Below are 17428 nucleotides of genomic sequence, written 5' to 3' on the forward strand. Positions count from 1 at the left end.
CGTGCTGCCTGCTAACCCCCGGTCCAGCTGCGGACCAGTTCCGCGCGTGGCCCGTTGACCGGCCCGACCCAGCCTTGGCTGTCGAGGCCGGCGTCGGCGAACGCGCCTCGCATCGCCTGCAGCGCGCGTGCCGCGTGGTCGCGGGTCGCGAACCAGCCGAACACGCTCGGGCCGGCACCGGACAGGCTGGCGCCCAGCGCGCCGTGATCCATCGCCGCGGCCTTGACCGCGGCGAAACCGGGCACCAGCGGCGCACGTCGCGGCTCGACCAGGATGTCCTGCAGGCCGGCGGCGATCAGCTCATGGTCGCCCCGTGCCAGTCCGGTCAGGAACAGCGCCAGGTGTGTGCCATGCCGGACCACCTGGGCAAGTGGGTAGGGCTGGGCGAGCACCGCGCGCGCGTGGCGCGTCTCCAGCACGAAATGCGGATGCACGACCGCGCACCACAGCTCGGGTGCGTCCAGCCGCAGCAGGCGGTCGGGGGTGGCCAGCGCGATGCCGCCGGTCAGCATCGGGCCGACGTTGTCGCCCTGCACGCTGTCGGTGGCGACCGCCTCGCCGGCGAGCGCATGCGGGTAGAGCGCCATGCGCGGCAGCGGTGCCTGCAGCAGCGCGTTGCCGGCAACCACGGCGGCAACCGCGGAGGCGGCGGAACCACCCAGCCCGGAACCGAGCGCGATCCCCTTGTGCAGCTCCAGTTCGAAACCATGCGCGGCGCCGGTCGCCTCCAGCAACGACAGCAGCGCGCGGCCCGCGGTATTGCGTGTGGCGTCCAGCGGCAGCGTGGACGCGCCATGGGCATCGCCATGGACCCCGGTGATGTGCACGCCCGGTGCCGGCACGCGCTGCACGATGGCGCGGTCGCCGGGGCCGTGGATGGTGTGGCCGAGCAGGTCGAAGCCGACGCCGATATTGCCGACGCCACCAGGCGAAAAGGCTTCGGCGTGCGTGGGTGCATGGGATGCGCTGGATGTCATGCGCACATTCTGAAGGTCACGGGGCGGGTCCGCAGCAGGACTGGCTCGGCGCGTGATACCACTGCGCAATCCGCAGGACCGCCGGCGCCAGCGCGACGGCCGTCGTGGTGTGATCCGTTCGGCGTCCCGGTTGCACACCGCGTTGCGGAAGGAGCGCCCTCGCATCCGTCCTGCGTGCTGGCCTTTGCGCGGTCGCCATGCTCCAATCGCCGCCGAAGCGGGGGTACCGGCGCCATGGCGCCGGTTGAGACAGACCCTTCGAACCTGATGCGGTTGATACCGCCGTAGGGAAGCTTCGCGCGACCTCCGTGCCGGGGGTCCGTGTGCTCCTGCTTCGTGCGTCCGCGATCGCGGCCATCCCTTCGAAGCAGGACCCCGCCATGAATGCAGCGTCATCCGAACTGGCCCGCCAGGCCGAACAACTGTCCGCCGACGTCGTGCGCCCGATCCCGGGCTCGCGCAAGATCCATGTGGCCGGCCCGTACGCCGACATCCGCGTGGCCATGCGCGAGGTCGTCCTCGAGCGCACTCCGACCCTGTTCGGCGGCGAGGACAACCCGCCGCTGGCCGTGTACGACACCTCCGGCCCGTACACCGATCCCGACGCGTCGATCGACCTCACGCGCGGATTGCCGCGACTGCGCGAGGGCTGGATCGCCGCGCGTGGCGACACGCTCGAATTGCCCGGCCCGAGCTCGGATTTCGGCCGCCGCCGCGAGACCGATCCGAAGCTCGATGCGATCCGCTTCGGCAACCGCCCGCGCCCGCGCCGCGCGCTGCCGGGTGCCAACGTGACGCAGATGCATTACGCGCGCCGCGGGATCGTCACTGCGGAAATGGAGTACATCGCCGTGCGCGAGAACCAGCGGCTGGACGTGCTCGCCGATGCGGGCCTGCGTGCGCAGCACCCGGGCGAGTCGTTCGGTGCGTCGATCCCGGCGCGCATCACCGCGGAGTTCGTGCGCGACGAGGTGGCACGCGGCCGCGCGATCATCCCCTGCAACATCAACCATCCGGAAAGCGAGCCGATGATCATCGGCCGCAACTTCCTGACCAAGGTCAACGCCAACATCGGCAACTCCGCGGTGTCCTCGGGCATCGCCGAGGAAGTGGAGAAGCTGGTCTGGGCGATCCGCTGGGGCGCGGACAACGTCATGGACCTGTCGACCGGAAAGCACATTCACGAAACCCGCGAGTGGATCATCCGCAATTCGCCGGTGCCGATCGGCACGGTGCCGATCTACCAGGCACTGGAGAAGGTCGACGGCCGCGCCGAGGAACTCACCTGGGAGCTCTTCCGCGACACCCTGATCGAGCAGGCGGAGCAGGGCGTGGACTATTTCACCATCCACGCCGGCGTGCGCCTGGCCCATGTGCCGCTGACTGCCAGGCGCGTGACCGGCATCGTCAGCCGCGGCGGCTCGATCATGGCCAAGTGGTGTCTGGCCCACCATCGCGAGAGCTTCCTCTACGAACGCTTCGAGGAGATCTGCGAAATCATGAAGGCCTATGACGTCGCCTTCAGCCTCGGCGACGGCCTGCGACCCGGGTCGATCGCCGATGCCAACGACGCCGCCCAGTTCGCCGAGCTCGAGACCCTGGGCGAACTGACGAGGATCGCGTGGTCGCACGACGTGCAGACCATGATCGAAGGGCCCGGCCATGTGCCGATGCAGCTGATCAGGGAGAACATGGACCGCCAGCTGGCCTGTTGCGGCGAGGCGCCGTTCTACACCCTCGGACCACTGACCACGGACATCGCGCCGGGCTACGACCACATCACCAGTGCCATTGGCGCCGCCCTGATCGGCTGGTACGGCACCGCGATGCTCTGCTATGTCACGCCGAAAGAGCACCTCGGCCTGCCCGACAGGCACGACGTGCGCGAAGGGCTGATGGCCTACCGCATCGCCGCGCATGCCGCCGATCTCGCCAAGGGCCACCCGGGCGCGCAGGCGCGCGACAACGCGCTGTCGAAGGCACGCTTCGAGTTCCGCTGGCAGGACCAGTTCAATCTCGGTCTGGACCCGGAGCGCGCCCGCGAGTACCACGACGCCACGCTGCCGAAGGACGCGCACAAGGCGGCGCACTTCTGCTCGATGTGTGGCCCGCAGTTCTGCTCGATGAAGATCACCCAGGACGTGCGCGACTATGCGGCTGCGCAGGGGGTCGATGCACAGGCTGCGCTCACCGCCGGCATGCAGGCGAAGGCCGACGAGTTCCGGGCCGCCGGCGGCGAGGTGTACCAGCCGGGCTGACGGCAAACCGGCGCTGAACGTCGCATGCCGCCGTCGCATGCAGTCGACGGCGGCACCGGTACGGTCATGCCACGGAGCGGCGTGGCCGCCCTGCCAGTCACCGAGGAGAACCTGCCATGCGTACCTCCCGTCGTCTCGCCGCCTGGCTCTTCGGCCTGTGCGCGCTCGCCCTGCTCGCCGGTTGCGCGACCGGCCCACGCGTCAGCACCGAAGCCGATCCGCGCGCCGACTTCTCGCAGTACCGGACGTGGGCCTTCTACACGCCGCTCGCGCTCGAAAGCCATGGCTATGAAACCGCGACCAGCGAAGTCGCGAAGGCGGCGATCCGGGCGCAGATGGAAAGCCGCGGCTACCGGTACCAGCCGCAGGACCCGGACATCTGGGTCAACGTCAACGCCTACCTGCAGCGTCGCACCGACGTCTCGACCACGCCCACCGTGGACTACGCCTACTACTACAGCTATCGCGGCCGCGGCTACGTCGCGGTGCCGTACTGGAACGAGCGTACCCACGTGCACCGCTATACCGAGGGCACGATGAACGTGGACATCGTCGATCGCCGGCAGAACCGTCTGGTCTGGGAGGGGATTGCGGTGGGTCGGGTCGGCCGGAACACGCCGGCCGAGCGCGACGCCCGGATCAACGCGACGCTTGCGGAGATCTTCGCGCGCTATCCGCATCGTGCGGGCATGGGTGCATCGTCTCTGCCGCAGTGACCTGGGTGGTGCGGCGGGTGTGCAGGTGAGGGCATAGCGGCTCACCGAACGCAAGTGTTGAATGTGCAGGATCGGTCCATTGACTTGCCAGCGTTCAGTCGCGCGGCGCGATCATCGCGGACCCCCGGAACAAGATTGAACGCAGTTGGATGTAGTGCGCCCTGTCGATCTCGATCGCTGGCGTGTGGGCGATGCCTCGGTCGATGCGCTCACGCGCGAGATCTCGATGCCGGGCGCACGCCGGGCGGTCCGCGTCACCCCCAAGGCGCTCGCGGTGCTGCGGGTGCTTGCAGCCCAGCCCGGGCAGGTGGTCACGCGCCGCGCGCTGTTGGACGAAGTCTGGTCGGAAACGATGCCGACCGACGACGTCCTGACCCAGGCGATCACGCAGCTGCGCAAGGCCTTCGGAAGCGGGCCCGGCGGCGCGGACGAGGGGCGCGCCTATATCGAGACCATCGCCAAGAGCGGCTACCGGCTGCTGCGCGATGTGACTGCAATCGGCGACGACGCCGTGGCCACCGATGTGGCCGCGGCCCCGACGCCGCATGCGCCGACAGACGCGGCCGCACCCACGGACGCCCGGCAGGAGCCGTCACCCGTCGCCGCCACGGCGCGGCACCATGCGGCGGGAGCGGCTCCTGTACGGCGCTGGTGGGCGGCGGTCGCGGTGACCTGTCTGACGCTTGCCGTGGTCGGCGCGATGTTCTGGTCGCACGCGCGTGACAACGATGGCCCGGAGGCGCCGGTGGGGTCGCAGGCCGCCCGCCTGATCACCTCCAGCATGGGGTTCAAGGGCTCGCCCTCGCTGTCACCCGACGGCCGCCAGGTGGCCTACGCCGCGGCCGATGGCATGGCGGGATCGACGGGCAGCGTGATCCTGGTGCAACCCACGCACAACGCACCGGCACGCGTGCTCGCACCGGCGCCCGCCGGTACGGCGGTGACCGACTCGGTGCCGCGCTGGTCACCCGACGGCCGCGACCTCGCCTTCCTGCGCCGTTCCGGCGGCAAGGCCTGCGCGGTGATGGTGGCCGACGTGCGCGGGAACGATGCACGCGAGGTGGCGCGGTGCGACGGCGCGCGGACGGTGAGTTTCGACTGGACCGCCGACGGCAGCGGCTTGCTGTTCGGCACCATGGACGGCGAGTTCGCGGCGCCCGGCCTGCGTGTGCTGGATCTGGGGTCCGGAGCCTGGCAGCCGCTCGCCTACGACCATGTGCCGGGCGCCATCGACCATGCGCCGCGGGTCTCGCCGGACGGCGCGTGGATCCTGTTCGCGCGCAACCCGCAGCTGGGCGACCTGTGGCGGGTGCCCGCAGCCGGCGGGCGCGCCGAGCAGCTGACCACGCTCAACAGCGAACTGCGCGGCTGGGCCTGGGCCGACGGCGGGCGCGTCGTATTCGGGCGGCGCGTCGACTCCGAGGTGCGGCTGTACGCGCTCGACCCGGTGAGCGGTGCGATCTCCGACCTGGGTTTCGACGACGCGCAGGCGCCTTCGATGGTGCCGGCCACCGGGGCGCTGGCGTTCGTGCGCCGCAACCTGCGGTTTGGCCTGTTCCGCATCGCCGTCGATGGATCGGGCGGCATCGACAAGCAGCGCCTGTTCGCGTCCAACGGGCGTGACAACACGCCGGCGGTATCGCCCGATGGCAGCCGCCTGGCGTTCGCGTCCGACCGTGCCGGCCCATACGAGCTGTGGCTGGCGGAGCTGGCCGATCCGTCAGCGGCGCCGGTGCCGGTGCCCGGGATCACCCCGATCGGCAGCCATGCACCCACCTGGTCGGTCGACGGCCGGCACCTGCTGGTGGCCGGTGCCACCGATCCCGTGGATCTCGGGGCCACCGCACTCTACGAAGTGGATGCCGCCAGCGGCGCCGTCCGCCGGCTCGAGGTGCCGGTGCGCAATCCGGTGCAGGCCCTGCGGCTGGATCCACGACAACTGGTGGTGGCCGCGCAGGCAGGCGATGGCACCTTGCAGCTCGCGCTGCTGATGGCCGACGAGCGCGGCTGGCGGCAGCTGCGTGCGCTGGACGACGTCTCGCATTTCCTGCACGACCCCGCGTCCGGGCGGCTCCTGTTCTCGCGACTGTCCGCCGACGGGCTGTGGGAGGCGTCGCTCGATCTGCGCCCGGACAGCGTGCGCCAGGTGGATCCGCATCACCCACGGCGTGTCCATTACCGCGGCTGGTCGCCCTCCGTGGGTGGCGCCATCGACTACGTGGTCGCCGCGCCGGGGTGCCGCACCCAGCTCAACCGCTTCGGCGGCTCCGATGGTTCGCGCCAGCTGTGCCTGAGCGTGGAGCGGCGTGCCGCCACCAGCGGCTTCAGCAGCAGCACGCGCGACGGCACGGTCTACCTGTCGATGGTGATCGACGACGGCATGGAAATCGGCTTCACCCACCTGCCGAAGCGGCGTCCGACATCGACACTCGGGATCGTCAACCTGTTGAAACCGAAGGGAAAACCGGTTTCGTAAGGGTTTCGGAAAAGCTTCCGCCCGATTTCGCACAGGATTCGGACGGATTTCCGGCAAGCCGCGGGCAGAGCCGGCACAAGGGAGGCTCCCCCACGCCGGATGCCTCCATGACCACGATCAATGACTGGGCCGACCGCGGCCGCATGCTGCAGATCGATCTTGACGATGCCACCGTTCCACGCCCGCACTGTATCGGCCTGTCACGGATGGGTGGCGCGCGCGTCGCCGCCGCGGCCTGCTCGGCCTGGGTGGTGTTGCGCGGGAACGCATGGGTGGAGTGCAAGGAAGGCCGCTTCCGCCTGCGCCGCGGCGAATGGATGGTGTTCGAACGCGATTCGGTGCCGGTCCTGCACACCGACGAGAGCAGCCTGGTCATCGGCGTCGTGCTGCGCGCCCCGGATCTGAAGCTGCTGGAGCAGGTTGCCGACACCGCGCTGTATCCCGGACGTGGCAGCCTCCCGGCCAGCGAGCTTCGCGTTGCGCTGCAGTTGTGGCGCGCGGCCCGTGCCGATGGCAACGCGGATGCGCTGCGGCCGGTGCTCCTGCATATCGCGCGTGCCCAGCGCGACCTCGCCACGCGGGTGCAGCTGTGCCCTGGCCGCTCGCGCAGCCGCAAGCGCCAGGTGTTCGGTCGCATGCAGCGTGCGCGCCTGTACCTCGAGGGCCACAACGACCGGGTGGTGCGCATCGGGGAACTGGCCGACCTCACCAACTTCTCGAGCTGGTACTTCTCCAAGGCGTTCCAGAGCCTGTACGAGGAGAGCCCGCAGGCGCTGTCGGCGCGCCTGCGTCTGGAGCGTGCGGCCGAACTGCTCACCTCGACGTCGATGACGGTGGGCGAGGTGGCCGCGTCGTGCGGATTCGACAACTGCTGCAGCTTCGCGCGCGCGTTCCGCGCCCGGCACGGCACCACCGCCACCGACTATCGCGCGCGCCATGCCGGATATCCGTCGGAGCAGGTCGCGGCCTGACGCGTCGCCGGCCTGCGTGTTCGCCATGCAGGTCGGGGCACTGGCAGGCCAGCCCGTCTGTATGGCGCATCGCGGATGTCGGCAGGGTGACAAATCGCGGATCGGACAGATTGCGCAAAGTCATACGGCCGCCGTCGCAAAGCAAGCGCCGACACACCGCCGTAACGTTCGGATGCGTCTTAACGCATCACTAATGCAATTCTGGAGAGAATTAATGAAAGCTCGCATTCCAGCGATGCGGCCGGGCCTGCTGCCTGCTGCCATCCTGACGGCGCTGCTGCCGGTCGCCGCCTCCGCGCAAGCGCAGGACGCCGCCGATGGGGCGACCACCCTCGACCGCATCTCGGTGACGGGCTCGCGCATCCGTGGCGTCGAGATCGAGAACCAGCAGCCGATCCTGACGGTCAGCCGCCAGGACATCGAGCGCAGCGGCCACACCTCGGTTGCCGACCTGCTGCAGAACATCCCGTCGGCGGGTTCGCCGGCGATCTCCCGCGCTGACGCCCTGGCGTCGGGCGAGAACGTCGGTGGCTACTACATCGACATCCGCAACCTCGGTGCCAACCGCACGCTGGTCCTGCTCAACGGCGTGCGCCTGGGCGCCACCACCGGCGGCTACCAGGACCTGAGCCAGATTCCGATGGCGGCGATCGAGCGCATCGACGTCCTCAAGGACGGCGCCTCGTCGATCTACGGCTCCGACGCGATCGCGGCCGTGGTCAACGTGATCACCCGCAAGCGCTTCGAAGGTGCGGAAGCCTCGATCCAGTACGGCCAGTACGGCCAGGGCGATGGTGCCGAAACCACCTATTCGGCGACCGTTGGCGTCGCCAACGACCGCAGCGGCATCACCGTCAGCGCCGAAGTGATGGAAGCCGATCCTGTCTACGGTGGCGACCGCTTCTTCAGCCGCTATGGCAACGCCGGTCCGGATTACCCCGGCTCGGGCTGGAGCCCGGTCAGCCAGTACGGCTCGTGGCAGCGCGGCAGCGAGTGGGTGACCCTGCGTCCGGGCGGTGACCCGTCCAATGCTGCGGACTTCGTTCCGCTGACCCCGGAGCAGTACGCCAACTCCAACGAGCAGATGCTGGTGTCGACCGGCATGAAGCGCGAGTCGGTGTTCTCCAACATCAACTACGACCTGACCGACCGCATCACGCTCAACGCGGACCTGCTGTTCAACAAGCGCACCACCGACCAGATGATCGCGGGTTACCCGTACCAGTCCGAGTCGCGTGCGATCAACACGCCGCTTTCGGCCGACAGCGCGTTCAACCCGACGGGCGAGCAGATCCAGTTCCGTCGTCGCCTGTGGGAAGTGCCGCGCACCACCACCAGCCAGCTCAAGACCACCCGTTTCTCCGGTGGCGTCAGCGGTTACTTCGACATCGCCGACAGGCCGTGGGACTGGGACGTCAACTACGCCTACAACCGCAATGAAGTGACCAAGACCGGTCATGGCGACGCCAGCCTGATCGCCACCCGGCAGGCGCTGGGTCCGTCCTACGTTGACGCCAATGGTGTCGCGCGCTGCGGCGTGGCTGGTGCCGAGAATCTCGGTCTGGAATCGTGCCGCCCGTGGAATCCGCTGCTGCCGTACGGCGTTGCAGGCCAGGGCTCGCTGGGCAACCAGGATGTGCAGGACTTCCTGTTCCCGTACTACACCGATACCGGCGAGACCAAGACCAAGATCCTCTCCGCCAACCTCAGCGGCTCGCTGTTCGAGCTGCCGGCGGGTGACCTGTCGATGGCAGTGGGCATCGAGCACCGCAAGGACGAAGGTCGCTTCGTTCCGGACGCGTTCGCGCAGAGCGGTCAGTACACCGGTCTCGCCGCCAGCACCACGCTGGGCGAGTACGAAGTCGACGAGGCCTACATCGAGTTCAACGTGCCGATCCTGTCGGACATGGCGTTCGCACGCGAGCTGACCGTCAACGTGGCTTCGCGCTACTCCGACTACAGCAACTTCGGCGACACCATCAACAGCAAGTTCAGCGTGCTGTGGCGTCCGAGCGACGCGCTGGCCGTGCGTGGTACGTGGGCCGAAGGCTTCCGCGCCCCGAGCATCGACAACCTGTATGGCGGCACCGGCGCCAGCTTCGAGCAATACACCGACCCGTGCTCGGTCGGCGTGCCGGGCAGCGTCAACGGCAATGCGGCGTGTAATGCGGCCGGCGTGCCGGTCGGTTACGTGCAGCTGGGCCAGGGCTACCAGGCTTGCACCTCGTGGCCGTGCCAGACCCCCGACCAGTTCATCTCGGGCTCCAATCCGAACCTCGGCCCGGAGACGTCGGAAAGCGTTACCGCCGGCATCGTGTACAGCCCGGAATTCGCTGACGGTCTCGACCTGAGCCTCGACTGGTACCGCTACGAGCTGGAGAACATCATCATCTCCGACAGCGTCAATCGCATCCTGCGCGATTGCTACGTCATCGGCGACTCCAGCCGCTGTGCCGGTATCACCCGTGCGGGCGACGGCCACATCAGCGCCATGTTCTACGGCCTGACCAACCTCGGCAGCATGGAAACCGAGGGCTGGGACTTCGGCGTGAAGTACCGCCTGCGCGACACCGCGTTCGGTGGATTCAACTTCAACTGGCAGACCACCTACACCAGCAAGTACGACCAGGCCGGCCAGAACGCGGATGGCGAAGACATCATGATCGGTTACGTCGGCGACCCCGGCATCTTCCGCGTGAAGTCGAACCTGAACGTGAACTGGGAAGTCAACGACGAGTGGAACATCGGCTGGACCACGCGTTACTACTCCGGCATCAACGACGGTTGCGTCGCGAACCGTCCGTGCTCGGATCCGGATCGTTACGCCTATGGCGAGACGGCCCCGCGTAACCAGCTCGGTTCGAACACCTTCCACGACTTCCAGGTGGCCTACACCGCACCGTGGAATGCGACCATCTCGGTCGGCGTGGACAACGTGTTCGAACGTGAGGCGCAGATCATGTACTCGGGCGGCAACGTGAGCACCGCGTTCCCGTACTACCCCGAGTTCGACATCGGCCGCTTCACCTACATGCGTTACGTGCAGCGCTTCTGATCCACGGATCGGAAACGTGCTGAAGGAGGGCGGGCCGCGAGGCCCGCCCTTTTTCTTTGGATCGGTGCAGGTCAGCCGCCATGCGGGATGCGGTACGCGGCAGTGCGCAGCCATCGCTGACTGCAATGGCGAACTTCGCTGGCGCCCGTGAGCGACGGTGTGCTTGCAACCCGGCGCCGGATGCGCCGCGCCGCAGCGGCGCGATCAATGCAGCTCAGCAGCAGCCACGCCGACGCGCTGAACACCAGCTGCCCGCAATCCAGACCGGCACGGCCGCAGGCAGCCGCACAGCGCGGTGCCCCCGCGGCGGACCGCCGGTTGCTGATCCGGTCGTGGAGGCGTGTACGCGGCGGGGGCCGCGGGGGGTACCGCTACGCAGGCTGCGGCGTGACGCCCATCAGCCGATCCGCCTGGGTGCGCCAGCCATCGAGGCGATCCAGCACGCCGGTGCGGCGCAGGTAATCCTCGTCGACGCCGACGCGTGCCACCAGCGAGGTGGCCACGTGCACGGCACCGGTCACCCAGAAGCTGCGCGTGCCGGCACGCGCTGGCGCGCGCTGGAACGCCACCGCCTCGATGATCGGCATCGGCAGGCCCCACAGGCCCAGCAGGTATGCCCCTGCTTCGGCATGGTCGAGCACATCGCCCTCGCCGGCGCCATCGTGTTCGCCCGCAGCGGCGTTGCGCGCGTCATGGACACCCGGCAGCAGCAGGCCGATGTCGGCCAGCAGCGCCGCGGTGGCGCCGAGCTCCGCACTCGATTCCGGCAGCAGCCGCCGAGCGAGCTGCGAGGCCAGCAGCGCACGCTGCTGCAGCGCGTGCCGGTCGACGCCGGTCTGTGCGCTCTGCCCGAACACTTCGCTGGCCAGCACCAGGTTGCGCAGGGTGCCGATGCCGAGCCGGGTAACGGCCATGCGCAGGTCGGTGATGCTGCGCCCCGCGGAAAAATACGCCGAGTTGCACAACTGCAGCACCTTGGCCGCGATTGCCGGGTCGCCGGAGATCAGTCGTGCGATCTCGGTCGCGCTGGTCTCGTCGTCGGCCTCGAGCGCGTGCATCAGCGCCAGGTAGGTGTGCGGCGGGGAGGGCAGCTGGTCGATGCGGCCGATGTGTTCGCGCAACCGCGGGTCGCCCAGCAGGTCGCGCAGTTCCTCGAGGCTGCCGATCGCTTCCAGCAGCACTTCCTCGCCCAGTGGCAGCGGCAGGAAGCGGTGGGCGAGCGACAACACGCGTGCCGGCGGTGGATCGCGGTCGCCGACCAGGGCGATGCGCGAGGTCTCCGGGCGCAGGGTGCGGATCTGCCCGAGGAGCGTTGCCGCGGGCATGTCGGGAAGCACCGGGGCGACCACCACGATGTCCTGTGGCAGGTCGGCGGCAAGCGAGGTGGCAGTGGCGCCGTCGCCGACGCACTGCACGTCCCAGCTTTCATCCATGCCGCCGACGAGATCGATCAGATCGGGCGGCAGGCTGTCTTCGCCGCCCACGAACAGGATGCGCAACTTCGGAACTCCCCTTGGCAACTGCGCGGACCCGACGGGCCCGCACGTGCGAAGGATGTTAACAACGCGACGGCAGTGGCCACCCGTGCCACAAGTCAAACTGTGACGGTGGCGCCGGAATGGTCAGGCCTGCTCGTTGGCACAGGCGCTGATGGCGTCCTCGAGGATCTTCTTCGCCTCGGCGGCATCGCCCCAGCCGTCGACCTTGACCCACTTGCCCTTCTCGAGATCCTTGTAGTGCTCGAAGAAGTGGCCGATGCGCTCCAGCCAGTGCGCCGACACCTTGTCGAGGTCATCGACGTGGGCATAGCCGGCGAACACCTTCTCCACCGGCACCGCGAGGATCTTCTCGTCGTTGCCGGCCTCGTCGGACATCTTCAGCACGCCGACCGGGCGGCAGCGGATCACCGAGCCGGGCACCAGCGGCAGCGGCAGGATCACCAGCACGTCGGCCGGGTCGCCATCGCCGCACATGGTGTGGGGCACGTAACCGTAGTTGCACGGGTAGCGCATCGGCGTGGACAGCACGCGGTCGACGAAGATCGCGCCACTGGCCTTGTCCACCTCGTACTTCACCGGCTCCGCATCCTTGGGGATTTCGATGATGACGTTGATCTCGTGCGGCGGGTTGTTGCCGGTGGTGACGCGCTGCAGTCCCATGTATCGACTCCGAAGGCGGACGTGGCGCGCGCCACGTCGGGTAGGGGAAACCGCGCATTCTACGCCGCCGGCTGTTGCGTCGCAGCAGAGCCTCGGGTCGACCCCACCTTGGGGTAGGCCCCAGCTTGGCCGGTCCCGTACTGGGGCGTATCCATATGCCCCACGCCCCCAGACGCAACGGATTCCGACATGACCCACCTCGACGCCGCCAGCCCTGCAGCCCTCCAGCCGACGCAGGGGTACTGGGACGGACAACAGGCGCAGGACGCCACCCAGAACCGTTTCAACGATGCACCGCTGCGCTCGACGGACGCGCCGGCCCAGGTGGCCGACCGCGCGGTCAACGTCGCCGACACCGCGATCCCGATCCAGGGCAACGACCGTGGGAGCAGCCTGCCCGGCCTGCAGACCCCGGATGGCAAGCGCATCACCAATTCCGAATTGCACGTGGGCGAGCAGGCCACCGTCACCCGCGAGCAGACCGTCGCCGACTACGGCATCACCAGTGACCAGGTGGTGTTCACCACGAGCACGGGCGAGGGCGACGACGACGTGCGTATCAGCCAGCGCGACGACGGCACCCTCGACGTCGAGGTCAATGGCGAGTCCTATGCCGTCCGCCTGACCGAGCGCCAGGAGCTGACCCTGCGCACCGGTGGCGGCAACGACACGATTACCGCCTCGCCCAATGTCACCGTGAACCTGGTGATCGATGCCGGCGCCGGCGACGACGTCATCCGCACCGGCATGGGCGACGACCGCATCTTCGGCGGCGACGGCAACGACACCATCGAGACCATCGGTGGCCGCAACGACATCGATGGCGGCAACGGCGATGACACCCTTATCGGCGGCAATGGCGACAACATCATCTTCGGTGGTGCCGGCAACGACGTGATCCGCGCAGGCAGCGGCTTCAACTTCATCGAAGGCGGCCTCGGCAATGACGAGATCTTCGGCGGCGCCGGCCAGAACATCCTCTCCGGTGGCCGTGGCGACGACGTCATCCATGTCGATGCAGCGGGACGCAGCTCGGCCTATGCAGGCCTCGGCAACGACACCATCAACGGTGCCGGTGCCAACGACCTCGTCTACACCGAGGTCGGCGACCTGGTGAACGCCGCCACCGGCGCCCGGCCGACCGTGGTCAACGTCGAGATCGACACCGGCGCCGGGCAGACCATCGCGGTCACGGGCTCCGAGCAGTTCCGCCAGCGCGTGGAATCCGAGCTGGACTTCCTGCGCAGTTCCGCCGCGGGCACGCAGATGCTCTCCGAGCTTGATGCCGCCGTGGAGAACAAGGGCAACCGGGTGACGATCCAGGAGCTGGCCAACGAACAGAACGGCTATGCCCAGACCTTTGGCCGCGGTGGGGCCGAGATCGTCAACGGCCGTGCCGGCGTGGGCGGTGACGTGACCATCGGCTACAACCCCTCGTTCCACATGGATGCCTTCCCGGCCCCCACCGTGGTGCTCTATCACGAGATGTCGCATGCCTATAACGGCGTCAACGGCACCTTCCAGCCGGGCAGCTACACCGGCTCCGGCCCTGATCGCGGCATCCGCAATGCCGAACGCCAGGCCGTGGGACTGGAGACCTCTGCTCCCGCCTTCGACTTCGATGGCGATCCGAGCACCCCACCCACCACCCACAACCCGATCCACCTGACCGAGAACGGCCTGCGCCGCGAGCTGGGCATGCCGGATCGTCCGAGCTACCGGCTGTAAGTGCAGCCGCCAGCACGTCCCGCTCCATGACCGGAGCTGCAGGCGGCCCGCATTGGCGGGCCGCCTGTCGTCCTTTAGGCTGCCCTGCATGAACACATCGCCGCGCCCCGCGCGAATCGTCTTCGCGACCGCCATCCTCGCCGCGCTGCCGCTGGTCGCGTGCGCACAGGCGCCCGTCGTCCCGCCCACCGGAACCGAATCCATGTCCGACTCCATCCAGCTGGCCCCCGTGGCCGACGGCCCCGTCCGCCTCGCTGCCGGCTTCGCCTACGAGCCGCGCAGCGGGACCGTGCGGGTGCGGTACCGCATCGAGAACACCGGCGCGCAGGCGGTGGCGGTGTTCGACCGCGGCCACCGGCACGCGGTCCTAATCGGCCGCCAGCAGTCCGGCGCGGTCGGCGAGCCGACCTTTGTCGAGGACCGTGCGGGTGAAGTGACGCTGCGCCATATCGCATTGCCGCTTCCCGATCCGGCGCCGACATCGCCGCCCAGCCCGATGGCCGCGCGCATCGACCCCGGCGCCAGCCTGGAAGGCGAGTTCGCCTATGCGCCACCGACCGACGCGGAACCGCGTCGCGTGCGCTGGTGCCTGGGCGTGGCGCCGTTCGACGCGGACCTGTTCGATATGCCGGAGGATTCCGCCGGCGTCAGCGTCTGGCGCGCGAGCTTCGACGTGGTCGACCGTCAGCAGCAGCTGTGCACGCCGTGGTACGACGTGGCGGCAGGCGCGTTCGAGCGTTGAAGGCGAGGGTTTGATCTGCAGCGTGGGATAGACCCTCGCGACGCGTGCCCCGGGCCAATGCCGCGCATGCTGCCCAGCTGCATCGGATATGCGGTGTAGAGGCGCCGCGGCCTGACCCCTTCCCCCGCGCGCGGGAGAAGGTGCCCCGCAGGGGCGGATGAGGGGGTTTCGCGCTTCCCCTCACCCCAATCCCTCTCCCGCAAGCGGGAGAGGGGCGTTGGTGCCGGACGGGAGGTGCTTCAGCGAGCGGCGTCGTGGCGGTTCGACGCCGGGGTCTTCGGCTTCGGTTCTATAGAAGCGGGACCATCAGCAGCGCCACGATGTTGATGATCTTGATCAGCGGGTTGATCGCCGGGCCGGCGGTGTCCTTGTAGGGATCGCCGACGGTGTCGCCGGTCACCGCGGCCTTGTGGGCTTCCGAGCCTTTGCCGCCGAAGTGGCCGTCCTCGATGTACTTCTTGGCGTTGTCCCAGGCGCCGCCACCGGTGGTCATCGAGATCGCCACGAACAGCCCGGTGACGATGGTGCCGATCAGCAGGCCGCCCAGCGCCCGCGGCCCCAGCAGCAGGCCGACCACGATCGGCACCGCCACCGGCAGCAGCGACGGCAGGATCATCTCCTTGATCGCGGACTTCGTCAGCATGTCGACCGCGCGCGAGTAGTCGGGCTTCGCGGTGCCCTGCATGATCCCCGGGATCTCGCGGAACTGCCGGCGCACCTCCTCCACCACGCTGCCGGCGGCGCGTCCGACCGCCTCCATCGCCATCGCGCCGAACAGGTACGGGATCAGGCCCCCGATCAGGAGGCCGATGATCACGTAGTGGTCGGACAGGTCGAACGCGAACGTCGTGCCCGGGCTGTTGGCCTGCAGGTTGTGGGTGTAATCGGCAAACAGCACCAGCGCGGCCAGCGCCGCCGATCCGATCGCATAGCCCTTGGTCACCGCCTTGGTGGTGTTGCCGACGGCGTCCAGCGGATCGGTGACTTCGCGCACTTCCGGCGGCAGCTCCGCCATCTCGGCAATGCCGCCGGCGTTGTCGGTGATCGGGCCGTAGGCGTCGAGCGCGACGATCATGCCCGCCATCGACAGCATTGCGGTGGCCGCGATCGCGATGCCGTAAAGGCCGGACAGCGCGAAGCACACCCAGATCGCGAGGCACACCGCGATCACCGGCCACGCGGTCGACTTCATCGAGATGCCGAGGCCCGCAATGATGTTGGTGCCGTGCCCGGTGGTCGAGGCCTGGGCGATGTGCTGCACCGGCCTGTACTGGGTGCCGGTGTAGTACTCGGTGATCCAGACGATCACGCCGGTCAGCACCAGGCCCACCAGCGCGCACCAGTACAGGTTGTCCGCGCCGTGGCTGTTGTCGGCCATCAGTTGCGTGGTGATCGGCCAGAACAGCACGGCCGCGATCACGCCGGAGACGATCACGCCCTTGTACAGCGCGCCCATGATCGAGCCGCCGGGCTTCACCTTGACGAAGAACGTGCCGACGATCGATGCCAGGATCGAGGCCCCTCCCAGCACCAGCGGATACAGCACGCCATTGGCGCCGACGGTATCGGCCATCAGGTAGCCCAGCAGCATCGTCGCGATCACGGTGACCGCATAGGTCTCGAACAGGTCCGCGGCCATGCCTGCGCAGTCGCCGACATTGTCACCGACGTTGTCGGCGATCACCGCCGGGTTGCGCGGGTCGTCCTCGGGAATACCGGCTTCCACCTTGCCGACGAGGTCGGCGCCGACGTCGGCGCCCTTGGTGAAGATGCCGCCACCCAGCCGCGCGAAGATCGAGATCAGCGAGCTGCCGAACGCCAGCCCCACCAGCGCGTGCAGCGCGGCCTCGCCGCCGATGCCGAAACGCGGCAGCAGCCACCAGTAGCCGGCCACGCCCAGCAGGCCCAGGCCCACCACCAGCATGCCGGTGATGGCACCACCGCGGAACGCGACATCCATGGCCGGGCCGATGCCACGCCGCGCGGCCTCCGCGGTGCGCACGTTGGCGCGCACCGAGACGTTCATGCCGATATAGCCGGCCGCCCCCGACAGCACCGCACCGAGCAGGAAGCCGACGCCGGTGGCCCAGCCCAGGAAGATGCCGACCAGCACGAACAGCACCACGCCGGCAACGGAGATCGTCAGGTACTGGCGGTTGAGGTAGGCGCGCGCGCCTTCCTGGATCGCGCCGGCGATCTCCTGCATCCGTTGGTTGCCGGCCGGCTGCCGGTTGATCCAGGCAGCGGAAACGATCCCGTAGAGAATCGCGATGACGGCGCAGGCCAGCGCCATCCACAAACCGTGTTGCTCGAGCATGTAACCCCTCCCAGAGTGGAATGCCTGGG

The 17428-nt window shown here is 68.7% G+C and carries 11 protein-coding genes and 1 riboswitch; of the genes, 7 read left to right on the forward strand and 4 right to left on the reverse strand.

Going from position 1 to position 17428, the window contains the following annotated elements; all coding sequences use genetic code 11:
• Positions 1-11: 11 nt before the first annotated feature.
• The gene (locus tag ERL55_RS02150) at positions 12-977 is read right to left on the reverse strand and encodes a homoserine kinase (RefSeq protein ID WP_129134963.1); all 966 of its coding nucleotides are present in this window, start codon (positions 975-977) and stop codon (positions 12-14) included.
• 209 nt (positions 978-1186) lie between these two features.
• Positions 1187-1286, forward strand: a riboswitch (TPP riboswitch).
• Positions 1287-1357: 71 nt separating this feature from the next.
• Between ERL55_RS02150 and thiC the strand changes: the two genes are divergently transcribed.
• The 5 genes from thiC to ERL55_RS02175 all read left to right on the forward strand — a co-directional run bounded on the left by thiC (position 1358) and on the right by ERL55_RS02175 (position 10453).
• A complete protein-coding gene (thiC, locus tag ERL55_RS02155; RefSeq protein ID WP_129134964.1) occupies positions 1358-3235 on the forward strand; it encodes a phosphomethylpyrimidine synthase ThiC in 1878 nt (625 codons plus the stop codon).
• Positions 3236-3351: 116 nt separating this feature from the next.
• Positions 3352-3951, forward strand: coding sequence for a DUF4136 domain-containing protein (locus ERL55_RS02160; RefSeq protein ID WP_129134965.1), 600 nt, complete (start codon positions 3352-3354; stop codon positions 3949-3951).
• 154 nt (positions 3952-4105) lie between these two features.
• A complete protein-coding gene (locus ERL55_RS02165; protein WP_129134966.1) occupies positions 4106-6427 on the forward strand; it encodes a winged helix-turn-helix domain-containing protein in 2322 nt (773 codons plus the stop codon).
• 143 nt (positions 6428-6570) lie between these two features.
• Positions 6571-7398, forward strand: coding sequence for an AraC family transcriptional regulator (locus ERL55_RS02170; RefSeq protein WP_343132721.1), 828 nt, complete (start codon positions 6571-6573; stop codon positions 7396-7398).
• 214 nt (positions 7399-7612) lie between these two features.
• Entirely contained in the window at positions 7613-10453 is a 2841-nt protein-coding gene (locus tag ERL55_RS02175; protein ID WP_129134968.1) for a TonB-dependent receptor, read from the forward strand.
• Between the two features lie 371 nt (positions 10454-10824).
• On the opposite strand, the gene ERL55_RS02180 is transcribed toward ERL55_RS02175, so the two are convergent.
• Both ERL55_RS02180 and ppa read right to left on the reverse strand, forming a co-directional pair.
• A complete protein-coding gene (locus ERL55_RS02180; protein ID WP_164972095.1) occupies positions 10825-11952 on the reverse strand; it encodes an HDOD domain-containing protein in 1128 nt (375 codons plus the stop codon).
• Positions 11953-12075: 123 nt separating this feature from the next.
• Entirely contained in the window at positions 12076-12612 is a 537-nt protein-coding gene (ppa, locus tag ERL55_RS02185; RefSeq protein WP_129134969.1) for an inorganic diphosphatase, read from the reverse strand.
• 189 nt (positions 12613-12801) lie between these two features.
• Between ppa and ERL55_RS02190 the strand changes: the two genes are divergently transcribed.
• Positions 12802-14340 (forward strand): M91 family zinc metallopeptidase, encoded by a 1539-nt coding sequence (locus tag ERL55_RS02190; protein ID WP_129134970.1) that lies wholly within the window; start codon positions 12802-12804, stop codon positions 14338-14340.
• Between the two features lie 202 nt (positions 14341-14542).
• Positions 14543-15082, forward strand: a complete 540-nt coding sequence (locus ERL55_RS02195; RefSeq protein WP_129134971.1) for a hypothetical protein — start codon at positions 14543-14545, stop codon at positions 15080-15082.
• 289 nt (positions 15083-15371) lie between these two features.
• On the opposite strand, the gene ERL55_RS02200 is transcribed toward ERL55_RS02195, so the two are convergent.
• The gene (locus ERL55_RS02200; protein WP_129134972.1) at positions 15372-17399 is read right to left on the reverse strand and encodes a sodium-translocating pyrophosphatase; all 2028 of its coding nucleotides are present in this window, start codon (positions 17397-17399) and stop codon (positions 15372-15374) included.
• Positions 17400-17428 lie beyond the last annotated feature (29 nt).

Source organism: Luteimonas sp. YGD11-2, from assembly GCF_004118975.1.
In the GTDB taxonomy this organism is placed as follows: Bacteria; Pseudomonadota; Gammaproteobacteria; order Xanthomonadales; family Xanthomonadaceae; genus Luteimonas; species Luteimonas muca.